This window comes from Chryseobacterium potabilaquae (genome assembly GCF_902728265.1).
GTDB classification, from domain to species: Bacteria; Bacteroidota; Bacteroidia; order Flavobacteriales; family Weeksellaceae; genus Chryseobacterium; species Chryseobacterium potabilaquae.
Map to the genome: position 1 here is coordinate 13,564 of NZ_CACVBR010000010.1, position 25,928 is coordinate 39,491.

Genomic DNA, 25,928 nt, shown 5'->3' on the forward strand with positions numbered 1-25,928 from the left:
GATTATATTTTCGTCAGCCGTGAACTTAACCAACCTTTTTTGGCTTCATCAAAATCTTTTCTTGAACAAGGAATACAATTTTCTATATTTTCATCCTCTCCGAAATACCATAAATTAGTAAAGGTATCTCTCTTAAAAGAATATTCTCTATCATCAACCAGCACATAAAAAATCTCATAATGACGTTCTTTTGGATGAGATCGTTGAATATTAATGCCTTCTATTAAATACCAAATCATTTGTGCTAATAGCTGTTGATTTAATTGATTTTCAGAATAAATATTATAATTAAATAAGCCTATAGATTTGATATTTTCACTTAAACCTACTTCTTTCATATAGGCACAGATTTCTCTTTTATTCAAGCCATTTACTTGTGGATTCATCGAAAAAGGTTCTGCAAAACTCTCGACAGCATCACAGTTTATAGTGACCAAATCTGCTTTTCTAAAAAACGGCTCTGTTTTTTCTGTAGAATTCATCATTTCAGCAAGGCGAACGATATCAAACTCAACCTCTTTAATAAGTTTTACAGAATCCATTTCATTTAAATGCTTTTGATATCCTAAATGATGATAGTTTTTAATAGAAAAAGTTTTAGAACTCAAAATTTTGCCCAAAAAAGTATCCTCATTAATATTATCTCCTTGTTTAAGTGATATAACATTACTAATTTGTGTATAGTTGATATTTTTTTGATGAAAATTTAGTGCCGAAAATAATGAAAAAGCAAAATCATTGGATCCTCCAATAATAATCGGAATGGCTCGTTTATAATGACAAGCTGATAAAACTTCCTGTAAAATGTAATGAGAGTCCTGAACTGATTTCCCCGAAACTAAATCCCCTAAATCTACAATCGGAATTTCGAAATCCAATCGGGAGAGTCGATAAAATGTCTTTCTAATATTCGAAAAATCCTGCATTTCCGCATCTCCATTAGCTCCTCTATAATCTGATACAAATAGAAGAACGATACTATCTTCTTTAATCTCTTTTGTGATCAAATTACCAATCTGCCAGCTTTCAGTTTTGAAACTCTTAGGCGAAATAATAAAATCTTCAAAATTCATGCTTCAATATTTCTTAATTCATACCAAAAATATTAAAATAAAATTATTTACCAAGCATTAAAAAGCCGCTAACAACAATGTTAACGGCTTTTGACTTACTATTTCTTTTTTGAAGTTACCTTTTTAACAACTTTCTCTTTCTTAGGAGCTGTAGCTTTTTTAGCAGTGGGTTTCTTTTTCTCCGCAAAAGCATTTTTATCTTGATCGGTAATCCATTTTTTTACCTCATCGAGAGAAATCTGCTTTAGTTCATCAGCTTCATATTTGGTATCATCTTTTTTCTTTGGAATCTTAAACATGGCTTTACCAAATTTGATAAAAGGCCCCCACCTTCCATTTTCGATGGATATTTTTTCTTTTTCCCATTGCTGGATATAACGATTTGCTTCTTTCTCTAATTTTGCATCGATTAATTCGTTAATATCATTTTGTGAAAGATTATCAAAATTGTATCTTTTGGGTACGTTCACAAAAATATCTTTATATTTTATAAAAGGTCCAAATCTTCCGGTTCCCTTTGTTACAGGCTCTCCTTTATAGCTAGCAATAGGAGCATCTGCTTTTTTCTTTTCATTAATAATTTCTTCTGCTCTGTTCTGGTTTACTGAAAGTGGGTCTTCACCTTTTGGAATACTTATGTATGTTTCTCCCCATTTAACATAGGGCCCAAATCTTCCTACTCCTACAGAGACCGGATTACCTTCAAACTCATTTAAATCAAAAGGCAGCTTGAAAAGCTCAAGAGCTTCTTCCAAGGTTATTGTGGCAATATTTTGGCCAGACATTAATGAGGCAAAAGTTGGCTTTTCTTCATCATCAGTTTCTCCAATCTGGATCATAGCTCCAAATCGACCTATTCTTGCATGAACATTTTTACCTGTTTTAGGATCAATCCCTAATAATCGATCTCCATTGGCACGATCTGCATTTTCTTCAACGTCCTGAATAATTGGATGAAATTTTGAATAGAAGTTCGTCATCATTTCCTTCCATTTTTGACCTCCATTTGCAATCTCATCAAAACCTTCTTCTACTCGTGCAGTAAAACCATAATCTAAAATTTCTTTAAAATTATCTGTTAGAAAATCATTGACCACCTCTCCAATATCTGTTGGAATAAATTTATTTTTATCTCCACCAAATTTTTCTTCAAGGACTTCTTTTTTTATTTTATCTTTTGTCAGAGAAATCTTAATCACTTCTCTTATTTGTGGTTCTATTTCTCTTTTATCAACATATTCACGATTTTGAATAGTCTGAATAGTAGGTGCATATGTTGAGGGACGTCCAATTCCCAGCTCTTCAAGCTTTCTTACTAACCCTGCTTCTGTATATCGGGCACTCGGTCTGGTAAACTTTTCTGTTGCTGTAATTTTTTTGTATTCTAATATTTCTCCAATGGATACTTTTGGCAATAGCTTTTCATTATTCTCATCATCATCCTCTTCCGTTTTTACAATACCATATGCTTTCAAAAACCCATCAAAGATAATCACCTCTCCCTGTGCTTCAAATTGTTGTGGAAGTTTTGAATTTCCAATTTCAATTACTGTTTTCTCAATTTTTGCATTGGCCATTTGAGAAGCAAGTGTTCTTCTGTAAATTAACTGATACAGCCTATTTAATTGATTATCGCCAATACTTTTCAACCCAAAATCCGTTGGACGAATTGCTTCGTGAGCTTCTTGAGCTGAGGCTGATTTGGTAGTATAATTTCTTGGTGAAGAGTATTCATCTCCGTATTCTGAGATAATTTGTTTTTTTGCTCCTTCAATAGCCTCTTGAGAAAGGTTCACAGAGTCAGTTCTCATATAAGTAATATGCCCTTCTTCATAAAGAGTTTGCGCAAGGCGCATCGTTGTAGTCACATTATATCCTAACCTTGAGGAAGCTTCTTGTTGTAATGTGGAGGTTGTAAAAGGGGCCGATGCAGAACGAGATCCAGGCTTTGTTTCTACATTCAACACTTTGAATTCCGTATCTTTTGCCTGTGCTAAAAACTTCTCTGCTTCTTCTTCTTTTTCAAAATCCTTCTTTAGCTTAGCTGTAATTTCTTGTTCAGCTTTATTTAAGAAAACTCCATCTAATTTAAAACTCGCTCTTGGTATAAACTCACGGATTTCTTTCTCTCTTTCAACAATTAATCTTACAGCAACGGACTGAACTCTTCCGGCAGATAATCCTGGTTTAATTTTTTTCCATAATACCGGTGACATTTCAAAACCTACGATCCTATCCAAAACTCTTCGTGCTTGTTGAGCATTTACAAGGTTTTGATCAATATCTCTAGGATTATCAATCGCTTTCAGAATAGCATTCTTTGTAATTTCATGAAAAACAATCCTTTTTCTATTTTCGGGTTTTAACTTTAATTCGTCTGATAAATGCCAAGCAATAGCTTCCCCCTCTCGGTCTTCATCGGAAGCCAACCAAACCATTTCCGCTTTTTTTACGGCAGCCTTTAATTCTGTCACCAATTTCTTTTTATCCGCAGAAACTTCGTAATCAGGATTGAATGTGGCAAGGTCTATACCCATTCCTTTTTTAGGGAGATCACGAATGTGTCCAAAGCTGGATTTTACTTCGAAATCTTTTCCTAAATATTTCTGAATAGTTTTTGCTTTTGCCGGAGACTCGACGATTACTAAATTTTTCGACATTCTAGAAATTTTTGCAAAAGTAAAGCTTTTTTATTAGATACTTTTTGTTACGATGATCTAATTTAACAATTAAGATTAGTTAATCAACAATTAATTCAAAAAATCATCCTATTTAAAATGATTCAGAAAGCATCTAAAGCCATGATTAAAAAGCTGAATCTTTTATTTGTAAATAAAGTTTTATATTGTAATTAAATAAAATTTACATTAAAATAAATAAGGATAAAATAATTACTTTATCCTTAATTTATACTTATCTTTTTATCATCTTCATAAGTATTTCAGCATTAATTTTCACTAAATAAACACCCGAGGCTAATGAAGAAACATCTGCTTGATTATTTTCAAATATTCCTGATTTTATGATTTGACCAGACATATTAAAAATCTGATAAGAATATTTTTTACCCTCAGCCCCTTTAATATACAGCATATTTTCTACAGGATTAGGAAATAATACTATTCTATCTGTTATGATCTTGTCATCAGACTCAATGGTTCTAGGTTGAAACGTTACTCCTGGTAAAGAGGTAATTGGGAATGATGAAATCGGACTTTGCTCATCTCCATCATTATTATATTCTACCTTTACACAACGACAACTCATTCCAAAATACGGATCATTATTATCGTGGAAGGCAATCATTCTATTTGCCGTGGAAGCTGTATCAAACCAAAGGCTAATAGGCCTTCCAATATAGTTTGAGTTTAACGCAGCGGTCCATATTCCTGGATACTGAAAGTTTACAAAATCAAATGTTCCTTGAGGAGTCTGATTTCCAGTGACTGTTCTGAATCCTCTAGTTCCTGAATTCGGATAGTTACCTATTGGATATGTCGAATTATTAAATGTATATCCAATAGTGCTGGTTGTACTAGGGTTTCTCACTCGGGTTCCAGAGTAATCATTAATAATGCTATATAATGTTCCTACATTTTTATCTTTTTTATACCATGGTGTAATCCCAAAATCTTGATTCACAACAAAAGTGGTATTTGTTATATCTGGAATTCGCCAACCTTCCGGACAAGGATCAAATGGAGACTTATCACCTCCTCTACCCCATCTGTCTGAGGCAAGATTGGGCTCATTAAGCAACCAGTCTGTTCCATTGGTATAAGTAGGCGTCGCACTATTATAAGGGGCAAAGGTACTAGGTATCATATAAACTAGCGGGTTTCTAACCGAATAAGACAATACTTTAGCTATTTTTTCCGAAGTTTTATCTGATACTAAAACATTAGCGTTAGAAGAGTTTGTATAGGTATTATAAGCTACAATATATCCTCCTGAAAGGTTATTATAGGTTGCCATAGGAAGTGTTGTATAACTCACAGTTCCATTTGTTGTGGTACTTCCTAAAAAAACATTATATGACGCTCTATTATCTGCATTTTGAAATATCGGAATAGGGTCTTTTCTTCCCCATTGGTAATGTAAACCCGTTGCTGATCTTATCCTTGCCATTTCTGCTGTTGTTGGAGTAAGTGGATTTACTACTGTTGGGAAAGCATCTACTGCTCCCAAATTTCTATCCATAAATTCTGTTTCTAAAATTACATCAGCCTTTTCCACATAATTCACATAGTTTGTTATATTAGCGACCGGAAGCTCAGTAGTATATTTCACAGATGCTATCGGAGTATCAGTAACCCAGATATGCCAACTCCAATACACAGGGTTAGAAATACTTCCATTATGTAAAGTGACAACCGCATTTCCACTTTGGTTAGCTCTAATTCCTACCACAATACTAGACGCTGATAATTCGCTCAATGAATTGGGAGAAGGATTGTTGACCAAAACTGTACTAATCAAATTAGAATTTGTTGTCCAAAGAACATTTGCTTTAAGATTATTAAAACTTGTAGTGCTCAGTATACTTTTGTTATTCAATAGTCCGCTTTGTACCGCAAAAGCTTTATTAATGGGGATCTCTATTGTTGAATTAATTGTATTTTTTACCAATTGATAAGAATTAGGATTATCAAGTCCCTCCTTATATTCTTCTTCGTAGGCTATATATTCTGTTGGAAAATTATAGTCATCGATAACATATAAAGGATCTCTAATACATCTACATCCATTGGCATCTGCTGTTGGCATATTATCAAGAGGCTCGTAAAAGTATCTTCCTTTAACATTAGGAAAATTAGGATCCGGAATATCTGGTTGATCTTTGTCTGGAACCATAAATAATCCTCGCGCCCCAATAGAAGGAGTTTGATCAAAATGTCGAGTCATAGTGGCAGTCCATAAAGCGGTATGATGTTGATCTGTATATTGACCTTCGTGTGCATGCAAAATTATTTGTCCTGTCCCTGGAAAGACACCCATCTTATATCCTCCTACATTGGATAGATCATATCCTCCATTAGTAAACATCCTAAAACCTTTCATAAAAGCAGGAACATTGGTGTCTGTAGGCTTTACTTTATGATATTGATTAGCTTCAAAAGTATTTACCCCAAGATTAGTTCTCAGCCCATAGGGCGAAAAATCAACTCTTATATCATCCACATAAGTAGGAGAAGCTAGATTAGCCACCAACATAGAAGGTATTCTCCAACCATTCGGGCAGGGATCATAAGAAGACTTATCCCTATATGGTCTAGCACTATTATCAACTTTGTAGTTGGCATCAATTTTACCTTGCGAATTATCTGACCATAAATTAAGTTCGGAAAGTTGGTTGTCTTTTAACTCACTATATCTTCCAAACCAGTTAACCGGCAAATTGGTATTGTTATTATAATAAGCGGGGCCCGAATTATCATCTTTATTCACGTAGATTAGACTCAACGGATTTCTTACAGAAAGTCTTATATTATTACCTACACTAGCATTTGAAAATGTCACAAATTTTCGAAGGGCATCAAAACTAATAGCATTAGTAAAATTTTTAGCCCCTCTGTGCCTTACCCTACCTATTCTTCCTGAAGCTTCGTAAAAGCCATTTCCTTTCATTACTAAAGGCGGCATTGGGTCTTTCCTTCCCCATTGATAAAGTAACCCTCCATTTCTATTCCATTCCGCTCCCGTTATAGAACTACTGATAGCTCCTAAATTTCTATCCATCCATTTCCAATCAGAAGCGGGAATTGATTCTATCACATTATTATTTCGGATTCTTTTAAGATTTTCAAAACTTCTGTATGTAGAACCTTTTGTAGGATCATCTGTCACCCAAACGTGCCACGACCAATAAATTTCATTGTTTACACTAAAAGTAATAACCGCATTTCCTTCTCTCGATTTGTTAATAGGCACTTTTATTTTGGCATTTTCTCCCGACCCAAAAATTTCCAATGAATATGCTGCGTCTGATTTGATCAAGCCCTGTACATCTTCCCATAATACATTGGCTGTAAGCTTACCTGATGGAATTTCCTTCCCTCCCATATATTTATCATCTCTCCACATGACATATGCCTTTTTTACAGGAATATATAATCCATCACTACTCAGAGAGGGGTCAAAAATATAACTATTAGGAGCCTTTGACCAATCTGCCAACTGAGGCACAGTTTGTATTTTTGTTGTTTGTTGAATTATATTTGATGAATGAATAGATAACCCTTTATCCTCAATATCCTTTACGTTTTTTTTCTTTAAGGAGTCTAAATCTTTAAATAGCGATTCAGAATCTCTCAAATTGTTTACTCTTACATTTTCGGAATAAACCCCAACCGACACTAAGCAAAAAATTGCCACTAAGTTTTTTATTGATTTTTTCATATCCTTACTATTTGGTGTCTTTTAAAAACAGTACAATACCCAAGCCTATGATTGATTAAAATCATCAATTATCTAAATATTATTTTAATAATTTAATTGATAATTTTATAAATAAAAAAATTAATATAAAACTACCAATTTTATATTAATTAAATTCAATATTCAATAAAAATATTATACTAAATAAAAATATTCAATAAAAACCACCATAAAACCTAGATTAAATGACATAAAAAAATCAACAAAAATGTTTTAAACAAAAAAAAGATAGTGAGAACACTATCTTGTTATATATTAGAAAAAATTTATATCGATAAATTAATTATTTCTTAAGGAAGTATATGATTTTTATAGAGCTCATAAGTAAATCTTCCCGCAACAATATTCCTAAACACAGAAAACACTACAAAATTAAAAATCACGAGTGCAATTATAAAAGAATAGATGGCTCTTTTCATATTTAAAGAAACAACATACATTGCATTAGGAATCAGTATATACCCAAATCCAATAAAGGCACCTGCTAATCTTGAAGAGAAAATAGGATTATTCCTACATATGAAATATAAGCAAATTCCCATTACAGCATAATTACGATGATATTCATAATACGGGTATTTCTCTCGCATTGGGGTATCAAAAACGAATAGGAAAAAAGTTAAAATAGCCATCATTACTTCCGGAATACCAATCCCTCCATTAAGTCTTTGAGCACTTTCATCAATATATCCATTAAAACCCTCTACAAGCATACTTTGGGAAGAAACATCATTCATAACATCTCCTAGCACCCGATATACTTCAAAAGGAGATAAAAAGACTGAAGTTATAATCAACAACAACATAACTCCTTTATTAAGAGGCACTCGCGCTAGCCAATACATGGGCAAAAATAAATAACATACATTATGAATACCTGATCCTATAAAGATCCAAAAAAGATAATGCCACAGCTTTCTTTCTTTAATAAACCTTAATGCATAGTACACAATAAAAGTTCCCAAGTTTTGCCTAATTTGACCACTTTCTCCGATAAAGAAATTCGGAATAAACATAAATAATGTAAATGTAAATGGATAAAAGGTATTATCTTCCGTATACTCTACTTTAAAAAAGATGGCGAATATGGCCACAACTAATGTGAGCAGATAAAATGGTGCATTAAAAATATTAAGTAAAACTTTATTAATCAATGCAAAGAGCCACTCTAGATCAACATTTTCAGAACCGTCTATGTGCAATGCCTTTCTAAAAATATCCATGTATTCTTTTGTATCAGAATAGATGTAAATACCTTTATAACTTCCATAATCCGGACCTACATCATCTCGCAGCCCTGCCAATAATATAAGATAAATTCCCAGAAACCAGAACCATTTTTTCTCTACTTTCTTTCCAAAAACCTCTTGAACGCTAAAATATAGCATATAAATAATTGCTATAATATAATACGGGTGTAATAAACTCATCTTTCAGCTATAGTGTCTGTAAACTGGTGATACGAAATAATAATTCCTGTTATAATTAAAGGTAGAAAAAGCCTCACTTCCCAGAAAAGCCCGACCATCGTAACCATAAGAAGATATGGAGAAGAGAAAAAAAGATAATTTTTAAAAACCATTTTGTTTTTATGAGTTATGCACAGTTTATATATAAAATATAAAACAATACATGCAAAAAATAATCCAGCTAAATTAAATGGACTCTCAAAGTTTCTATTAATATAAAAACCTTCTACAAATGTGGTACTCTCTTCATTAATTAAACTACGTAATCCAAGATATGGCAGTATAAAAGCAATCACCAATGGCGTAACCCCCAAAAACAGTTTGAAATTTCCTTTCTTTATGTCATCTAGACAAAATAAAACGGCTGCATAAAAAGCAATATTCAAACATGCCGTTTCTCTCACGAATGTTGAAACAAAAATGATAGCAATTAGCCAGTAATAAAATATCTTTTTTCCTGTATGTAGATATTTCAAGGTTACAAGAACTCCTAATAAATAAAAAAACAATGCAATTGTATCACAGTTTGTAGGAGCATATTGCGTTATAACAATAAAAAAAATAGACAGTAAATGAACAATCCTCCTTACATTATTATTTAGTACAAATCCTAGTGTCTTAAACTGAAGAAGATGATTTATTATTACTGAAGATAAAATCATGAAAAAGCTATTCATAGCAAAAAGTCCATGATAGAACGGTGTCCCATTCTTGGATAAAAAATCTTTAAAAAAGGTTAAATAATTATTAATCATATACTCCATTCCATCTGTCATATAAATACTAAGATAATTAGGAATTATGCGGTAAGCATATACGGAAGTAAAAAGAAAGTCAGGAACTTTTTGAGATGTCTTGAGTCTGGTATAGGAAGATTCAAACCCATAATAAGTCATAGCAAAAAGGAGAATCGGAAGCACTATTATAAATAAAAAACTGCTTATTTTTTCATCATTTTTTTTCAACATATCAGAAATCTATTCTTATATTATAATATTGTATTAAAATATTTTTTATTAAAAAAGGGAACTTTTACAAAAGTAGATTTTTTTTTCATTTTACGTGTAGAATATTTAATTGATTTTCAGATAAGACTTAATCCTTAAAAATTTAAATTTGCAAACTTGATTCTTTCATACCATGCATCGTATTTTTATATTTTTATATTATCTGATCTCTAAAAATAAGATAATGTCAATTCTCATAGGATTGATCACTATGACTTTGTGTGGATACTTTTCTTTTAAAATTAATTTTGAAGAAGACATTACTCAAATAATTCCTAAAAATGAAAAATCAGATCTTACAGCAAGAGTACTTAAACAACTTAACTTTTCGGATAAGATAATCGTCATTATTGAAAATAAATCTGGTAAAGACAATTATGAATTATCTGAAACTGCAGATCTTTTTTTAGAAAAGATTAAACCACTCCACTCATACATTCATAGTATTCAAGGAAAAATAAATGAGGAAGAAATTTCCAAAACCTTCAACTTTGTTAACGAAAACATCCCCTTATTTTTAAACAAAAATGATTATATAGAAATTGAAAAAAGGCTTCACCACGATAGTATTACTAAACAAATTGAAAAAAACTATGTCTCGTTAATTTCCCCAACAAGCTTAGTAACTAAAGATTTCATTAAAAAAGATCCTCTTGGAATTACTTTTTTAGGGATAAAAAAACTCAATGCTCTCAACATCGGAGAAGACTTTAAACTTGAAAATAACTATATCATTGCTAAAAATGGTAAAAGTTTACTTCTGTTTATTGATCCCAAAAACAAAAGTAACGATACGAAAAGTAATGAAGTATTTATTGATGGACTCAATGTCATTAAAGATGATATTAACAAAAATTTCAAAGGAAAAATCGAACTTAGTTATTTTGGATCTCCCGTCATTGCTGTAGCCAATGCAAAGCAGATAAAAAAAGATATCCAAAATACCATAATTATTTCTTTAACCCTACTATTTATAGTACTCATTTATTATTTCAGAAACATTTTCATTCCAATAATTGTCTTTCTTCCAACTATATTTTCAGCATTATTAGCATTATTTATTCTCTACCTTATCAAAGATAAAGTTTCAGCAATCTCATTAAGTATAGGTGCAATTTTAATTGGAATCACCATTGATTATGCTTTACATATTCTTACACATTATAAACATAATAATAATATTGAAGATCTATATAAGGAAATTACACAACCTATCATATTAAGCAGTGCTACCACTGCAGTTTCTTTTCTATGCCTTCTCCTTGTACGCTCTGAAGCTCTGAAAGACCTTGGGATTTTTGCTGCTATTACCATTATACTATCTTCGATTTCAGCTTTACTTATTATTCCTCAACTATACCACCCCAAAGAAATAAAGAAATCCCTCAGCACTAATTTTATAGATAGAATTAGTACTTATCCATACGAGAAAAATAAATTCTTAATTATCGGTTGCTCCTTGGTAATTGTAGCTTGTTTATTTGGATTCAGACATGTGGGTTTCAATGAAAATATAGGGGATTTAAATTACATCCCTAAAGAACTCAAAAACAATGAAGAAAAATTAGCTGCTCTTTCCGATATTACTTCAAAATCAATTTATACCATTTCTTATGGAAACTCTATAGAAGAAACTCTAACTAAAAACTCTCATCTTTCGACATTTCTTGAAAAAGAAAAAAGAGAAAAGAAAATAGTAAACTACCATTCTTTTGGAGACATTATTCTATCAGAAAAAGACCAATACAAGAAAATAGGAGATTGGGAAAAGTTTTGGAACAACGACAAAAAAAATAAAACTATTTCAGAATTAATTGATTCCGGGCAAAAATTTGGATTCAGGAGTTCTGCTTTTGATAGTTTTAATAATAGCTTACATAAAAGGTATTCCATCGTCGGATTAAAAGATTATGAACAGTTAAAAGCCATCCCCATTTCAGAATTTTTAAGTATTGAAAAGGGATTTTACACTATCTCGAATATTATAAAAGTAGGTGATAAAGAGAGAGACAGCTTCATAAAAGACATACAAAAAGAAGATCATGTCATTGCAATTGACCGTCAACAAATGAATGAAACTTTCTTGGGTTTATTAAAAAAAGATTTTAATACTCTTATAAACTATTCTTTACTTGCCATTGTTTTCACAATCATTGTTTTTTTTAGAAACTTGGAGCTAACAATTCTCACTATGCTTCCGATCATATTGACAGGAATTGTAACAGCCGGTATATTATATTTGTTGGGGATAGAATTAAACATTTTCAGTATGGTAGTTTGTACCTTAGTTTTTGGAGTAGGAGACGATTTTAGCATCTTTCTCACAAAAGCAATGCAAAAGGAGCACACTACAGGAAAAAATGAACTTCCTGTTTATAGAACCTCTATTATCCTCGCTGTATTTACAACAATTCTTTCCATCGGATCGTTGATTTTTGCAAAACATCCGGCATTGCATTCTCTAGCATTAGTCGCTTTAATTGGAATGTTTTCTGTAATCATTATTACCTCAACTCTTTATCCGTTTTGGTTCAGATTTTTAATTATAAATAGAACGAAAAAAGGACTTTCCCCCATTACTCTAAGACTATTTATCCATTCAACTTTATCATTTTTGTATTATGGATTAATTGGATTTCTATTTTCTGTTTTTGGAAGTTTCTTTGTAAAAAGCGCAAAAGGGAAAACTCTAGAAGTCATTAAAATAGGGATTGCCAAATTTTTAGCATCCGTATTATATACTAATCCATTTGTTAAAAAAAACTTGATTAAAAACCCCAATGAAAACTTTAATAAGCCCGCAATCATTATTGCCAATCACACCTCTTTTTTAGACACTTTAGCAATGGCTATGGTGTCGCATAAAATCGTATTTCTAGTAAATGATTGGGTATACAACTCTCCTATTTTCGGGAAAATTGTCAAAGCATTAGGTTTTTATCCCGTGTCTCAAGGTATTGAGAACGGAATTGATCAACTCAAAGAAAAAGTGGCTCAGGGCTATTCTTTGATTGTATTTCCAGAAGCTGAGCGTTCTTATACTAATGACATCAAAAGATTTCATAAAGGAGCATTCTACCTTGCGGAAAAATTAAACTTGGATATTGTTCCTGTTTACATTCATGGAAATTCAGAAGTTCTTCCTAAAGGAGATTCCATTATTTATAATGGAAATATTACTATAAAAATAGGTGATAGAATCAAAAATGATGATTTTACCTTTGGAAAAACATATTCTGAAAGGACCAAAAAGATTAACTCCTATTTCAGAAAAGAATTTGAGCAATTGAGAAGTCAACTTGAAAATGAAAATTATTTTAAAAATAAACTATTCTTAAGTTTCCTATATAAAGAGAAGGAAGTAGTTCAAAGTATAAAAACCGATTTTGAGAAAAACAAACAAGCATATTGGGAATTAAACAAACATATTCCTAAAGAAGCTACTATACTACATATTTCCGATGACTATGGACAAAAAGATATTTTGTTAACGCTTTATCAAGCCAACAGAAAACTATTTACGTTTATAGCTAATGAAGAAAAAAGCGAAATCGCAAAACAGAATTATTTAGTTAAAAGAAGAAAAATCAACTACCTAAAAGACCTTTCAGGAGTAAGTAAAGAAATTAATGTTGTATTGATTTCTGATGAAAAGTTCATTATAAACACCCTTCAGCACTTCCCTGAGCTACTCATTTTACTAAATGTTAATACAATTTCATTTGAAAACAAAGATTATGAGAAAGTTTTCAATTCAGAAAATATTAGTATTTATAAAAAAATATAAAAGTATACTTTTGTAATCAATAAAATTTCCATGCAAAAAAACATACTTGTTATATATTATACACAAACAGGACAACTAGAAGATATTGTAAAAAAAATAGCCGAACCTTTTGAAAATAAAGACGGATATCAGATTACCTATTATCCTATTCGATTAAAAAAAGATTTTCCTTTTCCTTGGCCAAGTGACGTTTTTTTTGAAACTTTCCCAGAATCATACCTTCAAATTCCACAAGAAATTCTTCCGCCACCGGAAGATGTATTAAATAAAAAATTTGATCTTATTTTATTTGGATATCAGGTCTGGTACTTGACTCCATCTATACCTATTATTTCATTTTTAAAAAGTGGTTATGCTGAAAACATTCTAAAAAACACCCCTATTGTCACTATTTCAGGAACGAGAAATATGTGGATGTTTTCTCAAGAAAAGCTAAAAGTATATTTGAATAATATGCAAGCAAAGCTCATAGGAAATATTGCTTTGGTTGACAGACATGACAACTACACAAGCGTCTTAACGATACTTCGATGGTTAACTACCGGGAAAAAAGAAAAATCTACCTGGTTACCTGCCGCTGGTATCTCTAATAAAGAAATTGCAGAGTCAATCAAATATGGAAAAATTATAAAAAAACATTTTGATAATAATAATTTCCAACATCTTCAAACAGAATTAGTGAGTAATGGAGCTGTAGAAATAAGACCTTTTTTAGTAAGAGTTGAAAAGGTAGGAAATAAAATTTTTACGATTTGGTCTAATTTAATTATTAAGAAAAAAGAGAAACGGCCATTGCTAATAAAATTCTTTAAGGTATATTTGATGACAGCGATATGGATTATTTCTCCTATTGTTTTAATATTTCATATATTATTAGCCCCAATTTTAAGATCCAAAAGACTAAAAGAGAAAAAATATTTACAAGGAATAAATTTAAAATAAGAGATGAACGACGTATTTATAACCAAAGCTTCAACTTATTTACCAAATGACCCCATCTCCAATGATGAGATGGAATCTTATCTTGGCTTGGTAAACAACACTCCTTCAAAAGCAAGAGCTTTAATTTTAAGAAATAATAAAATCACCACAAGATATTATGCACTAGATAAAAATAATAAACCCACTCATTCCAATGCCCAAATCACAGCAAAAGCAGTAGAAGGACTTTTCGATCAAAATTTCACCAAAGCAGATATGGAACTATTGTCCTGTGGAACTACTTCTGCAGATCAAATACAACCCTCTCACGCTTCTATGGTTCATGGAGAACTCAATTTAGGAAAATCTATAGAAATTAATACATCTACAGGGCTTTGCAATTCAGGAATGAATGCTTTTAATTACGGTTTTCTTTCTGTAAAGGCAGGGGTCCGTCAAAATGCAGTATGTGTAGGATCAGAGCGGTTTTCAGCATGGATGACTGCGGATAAATTCAATCATGAAGCAGAAAATTTAAAACAATTAGAAGAAAGACCTATCATCGCATTCAAAAGAGAATTTTTAAGATGGATGCTGTCCGATGGAGCCGGAGCTCTTTTATTGCAAAATAAACCGAGAGAAAATAGCATTTCTTTGAAAGTAGAATTTATCGATTTTTATTCTTATGCTCATGAGGTAGAAGCATGTATGTACTCAGGTTGTGAAAAGCAGGAAAACGGAGATTTAAAATCTTGGGCAGATTATTCTTCTAATGAATGGCTAAAACAGTCTATTTTTGCTTTAAAACAAGACACTAAATTATTAGACGAATATATCTTAGTAAAAGGTGCTGAAAGTTTAAGAACTTCTTTTGACAAACATAATTTAGATCCAGAAAAGATTGATCATATTATTGCTCATATTTCTTCAGGTTATTTTAAAGAAGGCTTAAAAGAAGAATTTGCGAAAAAGGGACTCGATTTTCCATGGGAAAAATGGTATTATAATCTTTCCGAGGTTGGAAATATTGGTGCCGGTTCTATTTTTATTGCCTTGGAAGAATTAATGAACTCAGGAAAGCTTAAAAAAGGAGAAAAAGTACTCCTATGTGTTCCTGAAAGTGGACGATTTGCTTATTCATGTGCCTTGCTAACGGTTTGCTAATGGAAAACAAACTCCCAACATCTGATCCAGATTTTGTAGAAAGTTTAATTCCACAAAAGTTTCCCTTTGTTATGGTGAATAGTATTACTGATTTCTCAGAAAATCATTTAATTTCAGGATTTGAAATCAAGGAAGATAATATTTTTGTTCAAGATACAATTTTTCAAGCATCTGGACTACTTGAACATCAAGCACAAAGTGTGGCACTTCATACCGGCTATAAATATCATCTTTTAGGCAAGGAAACCCCTACAGGATATATTGGGGCTATCAAAACTTTTGAGACAGAAGTACTCCCAAAAATTGGAGATGTATTGATCACCGAAATAAACATCTTAAGTGAAATAATGGGAGTAACCTTGGTAAATGCCAGCACCAAATTGAATAACAAGATTATTTCAACCTCACAAATGAAAACAGTGATAAAATAATTTTTAATGGAAATCAGAGAAGGTAGCATTATCGATATTAGGAATTTTCTACCTCATCGGGAACCGATGTTAATGGTTGACTCTATACTAGAGTTAACTACAGAGAAAGTAACTACAACCTTTAAAATACTTGAGAATAATATTTTTGTTCATAACAACGAATTGGCAGAAGTTGGTTTAATAGAAAATCTCGCTCAAACCTGCTCTTCTATAACGGGGCAAAACTTTTTTAAAGATACCCATATTGAAGTTCAAATAATTGGTTTTATTACTAATATTAAAAAGATCGAAATTCTCTCTTTACCCAAAGTTGGTAATACCATTATTTCACAGGCTACTCTCCTCTCTCAATTTGAAAATATTTGTAATATACTTTGTGAAGCCTCAAGTAATAATGAATTACTAATAAAAGCTGAAATTACTCTATTTATTCAAGAACTTAAATATTAGATATAGAAATACAAAAGTGAAGCATTTCTGCTTCACTTTACAATATATTTCAATGAGTAAATTAATATCCAAAAATTTCTTCCAAATTTACCTCTTGGAATTCTCCCATTTTATTAATAGATTCCATATTCAAATTTTCTTTCTTTCCAATAATAGCCGTATTATATTTTAACGGTTTAATTTCAGAATCGTAAAAACTTGTAAGCTGAGGTAGTGTTAATGCTTGAATCTCCTTATATACATCTTTTCTAAGATCATAGTCAACCCCTAGTTTCGCATTAGCTAATTGATTGAAAAATATATTAGTTCTATTAATTCTATTAGAAGCAATTTGCTTTAGAGAAGAACCTTTTGCATTTTCAAACTGAGCAGGAATTTGTGGAAGTTGGGACATTAAGTCACTCATAGCAGTAACCGCCAAAGGTAGTTTATTGGCCTGAGTACCTATATAATTTGTCACATAATTAGAGTGATCTTTTTCTGTTGCATTGACATATGAAACATTCGCAGAATATGCCAATGACTTACTTTCTCTGATCTCTTGGAAAACAATAGAAGACAAGCCTTTCCCAAAATATTCATTGAACACATCCGCTTTTCCGAAGTTACCTATATTGACAGCGCCTCCTTTTCCTACTTTGGACATTTCCATCTGAACCATATCATAGTTTGTAAAGTATATTTTCCCTTCTGTTACCGGCTCTGGATAGACTTTTGCTTTTACCGGCTGAAGCTTTGTATTTACAATATAAGGACTAATAGCTTTCTCTAAACCAGACTGATCTTTTCCATATACAAACACTTCATAAGGAAATTGATTTAATTCTTTAATCTTTTTCATCAACTCTGTCACATCAATTTTTTCAAGACGTTCTTTAGAAACAATATCCGTCATTCTAGAGTTCTTACCATATTTAGCATAGTTAGAAAGTGCAATCATAATTCTATTCTTATCTTTTTTAGCCACATCCCTTGCTTCTAAAATAGTCTTAACAGTTTGACTGTAAATAGCCTTATCGGCTTTTGCATTAGTCAACCAATGGTTCAGAAGCTCTACTCCTTTTTTCATATTTCCTTCAAGTCCACTTAATGTAATCACAACTTGATCATTTGTGGTTCTGAAGTTATTAGAAATTCCTAATTTATAGAACTCCTCTTTAAGCTTCTCCGGACTATATTTATCTGTTCCCAAATATTGCAGAACGGTCACCGCAATAGGCAACTCTTTATCATTATCTGAACCAAAAGGGAAAATATAATTTACCTGAGCAACCTCATTATATTTATTCTGAACAAAGCTGATTTTTTTATCTTTGATCTGAGAAGTTTGAATCGCTGTTTTATAATCAATAAATTCAGGTTTAATTTCTGAAGCTTTTATACTTAAAAGGTCTTTAAGGAATGGAGATTGAGCTTCTCTATTAAGTTGAATAGGAGTAATTCCAGGATTTTCAACACGAACTAATTTATCGTTTACCCCTTTTTCTTTATAAATGACCGCATAATTATCTTTAAAAAAGTTATTAGCAAACTTTACAATATCTTCTTTAGATATTTTTTCATATTGATTAATTTCATCAAGCTCTTGTTCCCAAGTTACCCCATTAATATAGGTATTATAGAGTGTAGTTGCTAAACCATTCGCTGTCTCCCAGTTCTTCATTCGCTGAACTTTCTTATCATTGACAATAGCTTTTAGCATCCAATCTGGAAATTCCCCTTTTTTCACTAGTTCAATCTGATCCAAAAGTAACTTTTTAGCTTCATCAAAACTTTGACCTTCTTTTGGGGTAACAATCATCACAAATGCCCCATACATTTTGTAGGGTGATTCATAAGCACCTGCACCTAATGTTTTTTGTTGCTGATTAATGTTAAGGTCAATAAGTCCTGCATCTCCTCTGTTACTCAAAATCTCTGAGACTACATCTGCTAACCTTGCATCTTTAGTACCATAGGAATCTGATCTCCATGCTATCGTCATTCTTGGCGCAGTAGGGCTTTTTACTGTTCTTGTAACGACTTTTGTCATAGGATCTTCAGTGACCATTTTTTTCATTGGGAGTTCTTTATATTTAAAAGCTCCGAAATATTCATCAACTAATATTATCGTTTTGTCAAAATCAAGATCTCCCACTAGTACTACAGCCATGTTATTGGGCACATAATAAGTATCAAAATATTTATGTATAGCAAGCATAGACGGATTTTTCAAATGTTCTGAAGTACCAATCGTAGTCTGTTGTCCATTGGGATGCTTAGGGAAAAGAGCATCCATCATTGCATAATTAACAAGACGACCATCATTATCCTGTGCTCTATTATACTCCTCATAAACCGCTTCTAATTCCGTATGGAAAAGACGAAGAACCAGTTCTGAAAAACGTTCTTTTTCTACTTTCAACCATTTTTCAAGCTCATTAGAAGGAATATTATTTTTATAAACAGTTTCATCAAGCCAAGTATGGGCATTTGTCCCTGTTGCACCTAATGACGATATGGCTTTATCATATTCATTAGCAATTGCATATTTAGACGCTTCTTGGGAAACTTGATCTATTTTTTTGTAAAGTTCCTTTTTCTTTACCGGATCCTTTTCCGCTTTATGTTCTTCATAAAGATCAGAAATTTGTTGTAATAAAACCTTTTCTTTTTCCCAATCCTGAGTTCCTACATGTGAAGTCCCTTTAAATACCATATGCTCCAAATAATGAGCTAATCCAGTATTATCACTCGGATCATTATTAGATCCTGTTCTTACTGGAATATAAGTTTGAATTCTAGGGGCATCATCATTCTTTGCCAAGTATACTTTCAGGCCATTCTTTAAGGTATATACTCGCACTCCAGCTTGATCATTCTTTACGGTTTCATAAGAATACCCTTGGCCATCTGTTAACTTCTGTGTATCAAATTTCTGAGCTATTGCATTAAGCATACAGAAAAGAGAAACAGAAATAAAAAATTTCTTCATAATATTAATTTATTTAACTCAAGTTTCCAAAATCATTAGTATCATTTACTTATAAGCTTGTTACATTTTTTTATAATTAACTTACTTATAAACGATTATAATTTATTTTTTTTATTGCAAATATGCTAAAATTAGAAATAACATCAACATCTAACCGCATTATTTAAAATTAAAACATTTTACCTCATATATAGGCATTAAGCATAATATAATAAACATATTATGGATTTTCATTATTTTAGCCAATCGATTAAATAGTTAAACGATGGAATTATTGAATCGAAAGTCAAAATATATTATTCAGATGAAAAAAAAAGACTTACCCCAAGATGAAAGTAATCTGAAGTCAGCAAATATGACTGAAGTATTATATGTAACTGACGAAAATGATAATTATATAACAGGAAATAGTACGGGATGGGATGCTAAAAAAGCAGCTCTAGATGAATCGATGAATCTTATTAATGAAAGAATAGAGGAGGCAAAAAAAAATGTAGCCGATAAGAAAGTGAGTCCCATTATTTATTTCATGGAATTAAATAAAATGGATTTAGGTGTTCTTTCCGCATATGTGGGAATGTGGCAATGGCGGGTAAAAAGACATACAAAACCAAAAATATTCAATACATTAAGTGAGTCTGTCCTAGAAAAATATGCCAATACTTTCGGAATCTCAGTAGATGAATTAAAAAACTTTGACGGAAAATCATGAAAATTGACTTTGAACATCATCAGACTGCACATTGTGAAAATGGCGTTGCCTCTAATTTACTTCTGAATAAAGGCCTGAAATTAAGTGAACCTATGATATTTGGAATAGGCTCCGGCCTTTTCTTTGTATATCTTCCTTTTCTAAAAATAAATTTTGCCCCGGGATTTAGTTATCGGCCCATGCCTGGCACTATTTTTAATAAGGCAGCCAAAAGATTAGGAATAAAAATAAAAAGGAAAAAATTTTCAAATCCTAAAGAGGCCCAACTTGCTTTAGAAAAAAATTTAGAGAACAACATTCCCACTGGTCTTCAAGTAGGAGTTTTTAACTTAACTTATTTTCCTGAGGAATATAAATTTCATTTTAATGCACACAACCTAGTCGTGTATGGAAAAGAAAATAATCGGTTTTTAATTAGTGATCCTGTCATGAACTCTACAACTTCTCTTTCCGACGAAGAGCTAGAAAAAGTGAGATATGCGAAAGGAGCACTTCCCCCAAAAGGCCATATGTATTACCCTACTTATATTCCGGAAAATATAAATTTGGAAGAAGCGATCAAAAAAGGAATTAAAGACACTTGTAAAAATATGTTGGCTCCTGTTCCCATTGTGGGCGTAAAAGCTATCAAATGGGTAGCCAAAAGTATTCCTAAATGGGCAGAAAAAAAAGGAACAAAAGTAACCAATCATTACTTGGGACAATTAATCCGAATGCAGGAAGAAATAGGTACGGGAGGCGGTGGCTTCAGGTTTATTTATGGTGCATTTTTACAAGAAGCCGCCGATATTCTCAAAAATGATCAGCTAAAAGAATTATCTAAAGAAATCACAATAATTGGCGATTTATGGAGAGACTTTGCTGTAGATATTGCTCGTGTTTATAAGAACAGGAATTCAAAGGATAATATTTATCAAGAGTTATCTAAATCTATGCTCCATATTGCGGATTTAGAAGAGGCTTTTTATAAAAACTTGAGAAAAGCAATATGATTGAGATTCAAAACCTTTGTAAAAAATATAAAAATTCCGATGAATTTTCTGTAAATAACATTTCTTTAACAATTGAAAAAAATGAAATTTACGGAATTCTCGGACCTAATGGAGCTGGAAAAACCACATTGATATCGATACTTTCAGGTTTAATTAAACCCACTACAGGACAATTTAAAATTAATGGATTGTCACCTCAAAAAGACAGTGTCAAATTAAGACAAATCATTGGGATTGTTCCTCAGGAATATGCTCTATATCCAACTTTGACCGCCAAAGAAAATCTAATGTATTTCGGAAGTTTATACGGTTTACGCCATAAAGAATTAAGAAATGTAATTGATGAATCTTTAGAGATCATGGGTTTATCAAAATTTGCTCATAAAAAAGTAGAACAATTTTCAGGGGGTATGAAACGTCGTTGTAACCTCATTGCGAGTACACTCCATCAACCAAAAGTTCTATTCTTAGATGAACCTACTGTAGGTGTTGATGTACAATCTAAAAAGGTAATTATCGATTTTTTACAAGAATTAAATAAAAATGGAACATGTATTATTTACACCTCGCATCATCTTTCCGAGGCAGAAGAGTTTTGTACAAAAATAGCAATCATTGATAAAGGAAAAATTCATGCTGCAGGAACACCTGAAGAACTTATTACTCAAATAGGCAATGCTGAAAATCTTGAAGATGTTTTCATTTCATTAACCGGAAAAGAACTAAGAGATGTTATCATATAAACTATGGAGAAGTTTCGTTAAAGAAATCCTTTTGCTAAAAAGAGATATAGGAGGAATTGTGATCATTTTTGTAATGCCTTTATTATTGATCGTAACCATTACTTTGATCCAAGATTCTACTTTCAAAAACCTAGAAGGCTCAAAAATCCCTATTATTTTCATTGATAATGACAAATCCGAAGTTTCAAAAAACATCAAACAAGAACTAGAAAATAGCAACACATTTCGTTTATTAACTCATTATAATGAAAAGTCTGCCCAAGATGCCGTTTTCTCGGGAAATTATCAAATGGCAATTGTCATTCCGAAAAACTTAACTCACGATTTAAATTCTAATATAGATATAAAAGTTCAAAAGATCGTTAATTCTTTTGGCTTAGAAACCGATTCAACGATAGTTAATCAACCCATTTCGGTAGCCAAAGAAATTCATTTATATTTCGATCCTGCTACCAATGTAGGATTCAAAAATTCGGTCATGAACTCTGTAAATAAAATGATTTTTGAAATCGAAAATAAAAAAATTTACACTGCATTTCAAGATCAGCTCGGAACTACAGAAAATTTAGATGAAAATAAAAACTTTATCAGCTTTAAAGAAATATCACCTAAGAGAAATAATACTGAAATAATACCCAATTCCGTACAACACAATGTCCCGGCTTGGACTCTCTTCGCTATTTTCTTTGTGGTAGTTCCGCTTTCTATTAACTTAGTAAAAGAAAAAAGTCAGGGAACTAGTGTGAGGATAAAAATTAGTCCGACCCCCTATTTTATTCATATTCTAGGAAAGACATTTACCTATCTTATTATTTGTATTGTTCAGTTTTTATTAATGGTTGCAGTTGGTATCTATCTTTTCCCCTATATGAATCTTCCTGCATTTGATATCTCAGGAAAAATGTTTCCTCTTATAGTAGTCACATTATTTGCCGGCCTAGCAGCAATAGGTTTTGGAATATTATTAGGTACTATTGCCAACACACAAGAACAATCAGCTCCTTTTGGTGCAACTTCCGTAGTTGTTTTAGCAGCTATCGGAGGAATATGGGTCCCTGTTTTTCTTATGCCAGAATTTATGCAAAATATTGCTAAATTTTCTCCTATGAATTGGGGATTAAATGCGTATTATGACATCATTCTTAGAAATGGTGGGATTGGCAGCATTATAAAAGAGTTAGCCTTACTATTTTTATTTTATTTTATAATGGTTATTATTTCCATTTTTTACGAAAGAAAACAACATGCAGTCTAAAAAAAATATATTACAACATACAGAAAACGTCAGAGTAAGATTCAACGAAACGGACCCTCTGGGAATTGTTTGGCATGGGCATTACATTGTTTATTTTGAAGATGGTAGGGAGGCGTTTGGTCGCAAGCACGAACTCACCTATTTAGATATTCAAAAAGCCGGATTTGTAACTCCCATTGTGAAAAGCACCTGCGAACATTTTCTTCCCTTACAATATGGAGAAACATTCAATATTGTTACCACATTTGTGAATTCCCATTCTGCGAAGTTGATCTTTAAATATGAAATTTTCAATGAAGACAATAAATTAGTTTGTACAGGGGAAACCATTCAGGTTTTCTTAGATTCTGATCAGAATTTATGTTTATATAACCCTGAGTTTTTTCAGGCTTGGAAAGACAAAATGGGATTATAATGACAAAAGAAGTTTATATTACAGATTACAATTGTGTCACGCCTTTAGGTTTTGATATTTCATCTAATTGGAATTCTATTTTAGAAGGAAAATCAGGCATAGCCTTACATCAAGTTATAGAAACCCAAGAAGCTTTTTATACTTCTATAATCCATTCTGAAAAACTGGAAAATGAATTCAAGCAATACTTCGATAATCAAGACTTTACAAGACTTGAAAAAATGTTTCTATTAGCTTTAAGACCTATCGTTGAAAGGTATAATATTACAGAGAAGTCCGCTTTTATTTTATCTACGACAAAAGGAAATATTAGTTTACTAAAAAATCAATCAACATTACCGGAAGGAGTTTATCTCTCAAATTTAGCGCAAAAGATTGCGGATTTTTTTGGATTTAAAACTAAACCTATTGTAGTTTCTAACGCTTGTGTTTCGGGAGTAGTCGCAATATCTATTGCCAAAAAAATAATCCAAGGGGGAAGATATAAAGATGCTTTTGTCATAGCTGGAGATGAGGTTTCGGAATTTGTGATTTCGGGATTCAACTCTTTCCAAGCCATCGGAATAGCCCCTTGCAAACCTTATGATAAAAACCGCGATGGCATCAATATTGGAGAAGGAGCCGCAGCAATGTATATAACATCTGAACTGAATGAAAACGAAATAATTAGTTTTAAAATTTTGGGTGATTCCTCCATCAACGATGCCAACCATATTTCTGGGCCTTCAAGAACAGGGGATGGGCTCTTTGCAAGTATCACAAACTCAATGAAAGAAGCTAATCTCTCTCCAAAAGACATTGATTTCATTTCTGCACACGGAACAGCAACTCTATATAATGATGAAATGGAAGCCGTTGCTTTCAATCGAATGGGATTACAGAATGTGCCTTTAAATAGTCTGAAAGGTTATTATGGACATTGTTTAGGTGCTTCCGGGCTTCTGGAAAGCATTATTTCAATGGAGAGTGCTTTGAAAAATATATTGATTCCTTCTAAAAATTTTGAAAAAGAAGGTACGTCCCTATCTTTAAATATTATAAAGGAAAAACAGTCTTCGGAAATTAAGTATATTTTGAAAACGGCCTCTGGTTTTGGAGGCTGTAACGCCGCCATTATTTTAGAAAAATGTTAAAAGGATAAGGAAATGATTACGAAAACAGACATTTGCACTATAGAAAATTCAAAAATAATTGTCAATAATGAAATTGTCTTTGAAAGTCAATGTGAAATTTTTTCAGATTTTGCAAAAGAAGCTTATAAAAGTCTACAACTCAATTATCCCAAATTTCATAAAATGGATAACCTAAGTAAACTGGCTTTTCTCGCTGCTGAAAAGATTTTAAAAGAAGGAGACCAAAGCAGAACAGCATTAGTCTTTGCTAATAAATCATCTAGTCTGGATACTGATTATAAATATCAAGAAAGTATCAATACCCCAGATCATTATTTCCCAAGTCCAGCCGTTTTTGTATATACCTTACCTAATATTTGTCTAGGAGAAATTAGTATTAAGCATAGCATGCAAACCGAAAATGTTTTCTTTGTTTTGGATGAATTTGACGAAAACTTTATAAATACCTATTCTGAGCAGCTTTTACATTCAGGGAAGGCCGACAAAGTATTGTGTGGTTGGGTAGAATTGTATCGAGAAAGTTATATGGCTTTTGTATATTTGCTTACTTTGTAATATAACAATATATCAGTTTACCAATTTTAAGCCATGTTAAAGGCTATTATTACATTGCCAAACTGATGCACTATTAATGATATTTAATATTTATGGAAAACTTAAGAGAAGAATTAAAGCACAAAATCATCGAAGTTCTTAATCTTGAAGATGTGGCAATAGAAGAAATCAAAGATACGGATCCTTTATTTGGAGGAGGTCTTGGGCTGGATTCTATCGATGCTCTTGAATTAATCGTTCTTCTTGATAAGGAATACGGAATAAAATTATCAGACCCTAAAAAAGGAAAAGAAATTTTTGCGTCTATTGAAACTATGGCCAAGTTTATTGAGGAGAATAGAACGAAATAGGTAGTTCAGTATAACAATATATCAATGTAACAGCCTAGCAATTACAAGAAACCTCTTAC

19 protein-coding genes are annotated in these 25,928 nt (G+C 31.9%); 13 read left to right on the forward strand and 6 right to left on the reverse strand.

The window, feature by feature from the left end:
* Window positions 1–2: 2 nt before the first annotated feature.
* From CHRY9293_RS07510 to CHRY9293_RS07530, 5 genes are all read right to left on the reverse strand, one after another.
* Window positions 3–1,073, reverse strand: coding sequence for a formimidoylglutamase (locus CHRY9293_RS07510; RefSeq protein WP_162032441.1), 1,071 nt, complete (start codon window positions 1,071–1,073; stop codon window positions 3–5).
* A gap of 98 nt (window positions 1,074–1,171) precedes the next feature.
* On the reverse strand, window positions 1,172–3,733 hold the full coding sequence (topA, locus tag CHRY9293_RS07515) for a type I DNA topoisomerase (protein ID WP_162032442.1): 2,562 nt from the start codon (window positions 3,731–3,733) through the stop codon (window positions 1,172–1,174).
* A gap of 253 nt (window positions 3,734–3,986) precedes the next feature.
* Complete coding sequence (locus CHRY9293_RS07520) at window positions 3,987–7,472, reverse strand: T9SS type A sorting domain-containing protein (RefSeq protein ID WP_162032443.1); 3,486 nt, start codon at window positions 7,470–7,472, stop codon at window positions 3,987–3,989.
* Window positions 7,473–7,801: 329 nt separating this feature from the next.
* Entirely contained in the window at window positions 7,802–8,899 is a 1,098-nt protein-coding gene (locus CHRY9293_RS07525; protein ID WP_162032500.1) for an EpsG family protein, read from the reverse strand.
* A gap of 38 nt (window positions 8,900–8,937) precedes the next feature.
* Window positions 8,938–9,948 (reverse strand): hypothetical protein, encoded by a 1,011-nt coding sequence (locus CHRY9293_RS07530; RefSeq protein WP_162032444.1) that lies wholly within the window; start codon window positions 9,946–9,948, stop codon window positions 8,938–8,940.
* A 223-nt stretch (window positions 9,949–10,171) separates the two neighbouring features.
* On the opposite strand from CHRY9293_RS07530, the gene CHRY9293_RS07535 reads away from it, so the two are divergent.
* The 5 genes from CHRY9293_RS07535 to CHRY9293_RS07555 are packed head-to-tail and all read left to right on the forward strand — an operon-like array spanning window position 10,172 to window position 16,740.
* Window positions 10,172–13,774 (forward strand): 1-acyl-sn-glycerol-3-phosphate acyltransferase, encoded by a 3,603-nt coding sequence (locus tag CHRY9293_RS07535; RefSeq protein ID WP_228455491.1) that lies wholly within the window; start codon window positions 10,172–10,174, stop codon window positions 13,772–13,774.
* A gap of 30 nt (window positions 13,775–13,804) precedes the next feature.
* Window positions 13,805–14,716, forward strand: coding sequence for a dialkylrecorsinol condensing enzyme DarA (locus tag CHRY9293_RS07540; RefSeq protein WP_162032446.1), 912 nt, complete (start codon window positions 13,805–13,807; stop codon window positions 14,714–14,716).
* Window positions 14,717–14,719: 3 nt separating this feature from the next.
* On the forward strand, window positions 14,720–15,859 hold the full coding sequence (locus CHRY9293_RS07545; protein ID WP_162032447.1) for a beta-ketoacyl-ACP synthase III: 1,140 nt from the start codon (window positions 14,720–14,722) through the stop codon (window positions 15,857–15,859).
* Window positions 15,859–16,290, forward strand: a complete 432-nt coding sequence (locus CHRY9293_RS07550) for a hypothetical protein (RefSeq protein ID WP_122545343.1) — start codon at window positions 15,859–15,861, stop codon at window positions 16,288–16,290. The genes CHRY9293_RS07545 and CHRY9293_RS07550 overlap by 1 nt, the downstream gene beginning before the upstream one ends.
* A gap of 6 nt (window positions 16,291–16,296) precedes the next feature.
* Window positions 16,297–16,740, forward strand: a complete 444-nt coding sequence (locus CHRY9293_RS07555; RefSeq protein ID WP_162032448.1) for an ABC transporter permease — start codon at window positions 16,297–16,299, stop codon at window positions 16,738–16,740.
* Window positions 16,741–16,801: 61 nt separating this feature from the next.
* Here the strand turns inward: CHRY9293_RS07555 and CHRY9293_RS07560 are convergent, their stop codons facing one another.
* Window positions 16,802–19,714, reverse strand: a complete 2,913-nt coding sequence (locus tag CHRY9293_RS07560; RefSeq protein WP_162032449.1) for a M16 family metallopeptidase — start codon at window positions 19,712–19,714, stop codon at window positions 16,802–16,804.
* A 304-nt stretch (window positions 19,715–20,018) separates the two neighbouring features.
* Here CHRY9293_RS07560 and CHRY9293_RS07565 point away from each other — a divergent pair, with 304 nt between their 5' ends.
* The 8 genes from CHRY9293_RS07565 (at window position 20,019) to CHRY9293_RS07600 (ending at window position 25,869) form a co-directional block, all read left to right on the forward strand.
* The gene (locus CHRY9293_RS07565; RefSeq protein WP_162032450.1) at window positions 20,019–20,426 is read left to right on the forward strand and encodes a hypothetical protein; all 408 of its coding nucleotides are present in this window, start codon (window positions 20,019–20,021) and stop codon (window positions 20,424–20,426) included.
* Window positions 20,423–21,418 (forward strand): BtrH N-terminal domain-containing protein, encoded by a 996-nt coding sequence (locus CHRY9293_RS07570; RefSeq protein WP_162032451.1) that lies wholly within the window; start codon window positions 20,423–20,425, stop codon window positions 21,416–21,418. The genes CHRY9293_RS07565 and CHRY9293_RS07570 overlap by 4 nt, the downstream gene beginning before the upstream one ends.
* Window positions 21,415–22,161, forward strand: coding sequence for an ABC transporter ATP-binding protein (locus CHRY9293_RS07575; RefSeq protein WP_162032452.1), 747 nt, complete (start codon window positions 21,415–21,417; stop codon window positions 22,159–22,161). Before CHRY9293_RS07570 ends, CHRY9293_RS07575 begins: the two co-directional genes overlap by 4 nt.
* Window positions 22,148–23,416, forward strand: coding sequence for an ABC transporter permease (locus tag CHRY9293_RS07580; protein ID WP_162032453.1), 1,269 nt, complete (start codon window positions 22,148–22,150; stop codon window positions 23,414–23,416). Before CHRY9293_RS07575 ends, CHRY9293_RS07580 begins: the two co-directional genes overlap by 14 nt.
* Window positions 23,406–23,831, forward strand: coding sequence for an acyl-CoA thioesterase (locus tag CHRY9293_RS07585; protein ID WP_162032454.1), 426 nt, complete (start codon window positions 23,406–23,408; stop codon window positions 23,829–23,831). The genes CHRY9293_RS07580 and CHRY9293_RS07585 overlap by 11 nt, the downstream gene beginning before the upstream one ends.
* Complete coding sequence (locus tag CHRY9293_RS07590) at window positions 23,831–24,964, forward strand: beta-ketoacyl synthase N-terminal-like domain-containing protein (protein ID WP_162032455.1); 1,134 nt, start codon at window positions 23,831–23,833, stop codon at window positions 24,962–24,964. Before CHRY9293_RS07585 ends, CHRY9293_RS07590 begins: the two co-directional genes overlap by 1 nt.
* 12 nt (window positions 24,965–24,976) lie before the next feature.
* Window positions 24,977–25,519 carry a 3-oxoacyl-ACP synthase gene (locus CHRY9293_RS07595; protein WP_162032456.1) on the forward strand — a complete coding sequence of 181 codons (543 nt, stop codon included), beginning with the start codon at window positions 24,977–24,979 and terminating at the stop codon, window positions 25,517–25,519.
* 92 nt (window positions 25,520–25,611) lie between these two features.
* A complete protein-coding gene (locus CHRY9293_RS07600) occupies window positions 25,612–25,869 on the forward strand; it encodes a phosphopantetheine-binding protein (protein WP_122545353.1) in 258 nt (85 codons plus the stop codon).
* Window positions 25,870–25,928 lie beyond the last annotated feature (59 nt).

Bases quoted from the DNA above. Each gene is read 5' to 3' on its own strand.
- CHRY9293_RS07510 (WP_162032441.1), bottom strand. From the start codon at position 1,073: ATGAATTTTGAAGATTTTATTATTTCGCCTAAGAGTTTCAAAACTGAA.
- topA (WP_162032442.1), bottom strand. From the start codon at position 3,733: ATGTCGAAAAATTTAGTAATCGTCGAGTCTCCGGCAAAAGCAAAAACT.
- CHRY9293_RS07520 (WP_162032443.1), bottom strand. From the start codon at position 7,472: ATGAAAAAATCAATAAAAAACTTAGTGGCAATTTTTTGCTTAGTGTCG.
- CHRY9293_RS07525 (WP_162032500.1), bottom strand. From the start codon at position 8,899: ATGCTATATTTTAGCGTTCAAGAGGTTTTTGGAAAGAAAGTAGAGAAA.
- CHRY9293_RS07530 (WP_162032444.1), bottom strand. From the start codon at position 9,948: ATGTTGAAAAAAAATGATGAAAAAATAAGCAGTTTTTTATTTATAATA.
- CHRY9293_RS07535 (WP_228455491.1), top strand. From the start codon at position 10,172: ATGTCAATTCTCATAGGATTGATCACTATGACTTTGTGTGGATACTTT.
- CHRY9293_RS07540 (WP_162032446.1), top strand. From the start codon at position 13,805: ATGCAAAAAAACATACTTGTTATATATTATACACAAACAGGACAACTA.
- CHRY9293_RS07545 (WP_162032447.1), top strand. From the start codon at position 14,720: ATGAACGACGTATTTATAACCAAAGCTTCAACTTATTTACCAAATGAC.
- CHRY9293_RS07550 (WP_122545343.1), top strand. From the start codon at position 15,859: ATGGAAAACAAACTCCCAACATCTGATCCAGATTTTGTAGAAAGTTTA.
- CHRY9293_RS07555 (WP_162032448.1), top strand. From the start codon at position 16,297: ATGGAAATCAGAGAAGGTAGCATTATCGATATTAGGAATTTTCTACCT.
- CHRY9293_RS07560 (WP_162032449.1), bottom strand. From the start codon at position 19,714: ATGAAGAAATTTTTTATTTCTGTTTCTCTTTTCTGTATGCTTAATGCA.
- CHRY9293_RS07565 (WP_162032450.1), top strand. From the start codon at position 20,019: ATGAAAAAAAAAGACTTACCCCAAGATGAAAGTAATCTGAAGTCAGCA.
- CHRY9293_RS07570 (WP_162032451.1), top strand. From the start codon at position 20,423: ATGAAAATTGACTTTGAACATCATCAGACTGCACATTGTGAAAATGGC.
- CHRY9293_RS07575 (WP_162032452.1), top strand. From the start codon at position 21,415: ATGATTGAGATTCAAAACCTTTGTAAAAAATATAAAAATTCCGATGAA.
- CHRY9293_RS07580 (WP_162032453.1), top strand. From the start codon at position 22,148: ATGTTATCATATAAACTATGGAGAAGTTTCGTTAAAGAAATCCTTTTG.
- CHRY9293_RS07585 (WP_162032454.1), top strand. From the start codon at position 23,406: ATGCAGTCTAAAAAAAATATATTACAACATACAGAAAACGTCAGAGTA.
- CHRY9293_RS07590 (WP_162032455.1), top strand. From the start codon at position 23,831: ATGACAAAAGAAGTTTATATTACAGATTACAATTGTGTCACGCCTTTA.
- CHRY9293_RS07595 (WP_162032456.1), top strand. From the start codon at position 24,977: ATGATTACGAAAACAGACATTTGCACTATAGAAAATTCAAAAATAATT.
- CHRY9293_RS07600 (WP_122545353.1), top strand. From the start codon at position 25,612: ATGGAAAACTTAAGAGAAGAATTAAAGCACAAAATCATCGAAGTTCTT.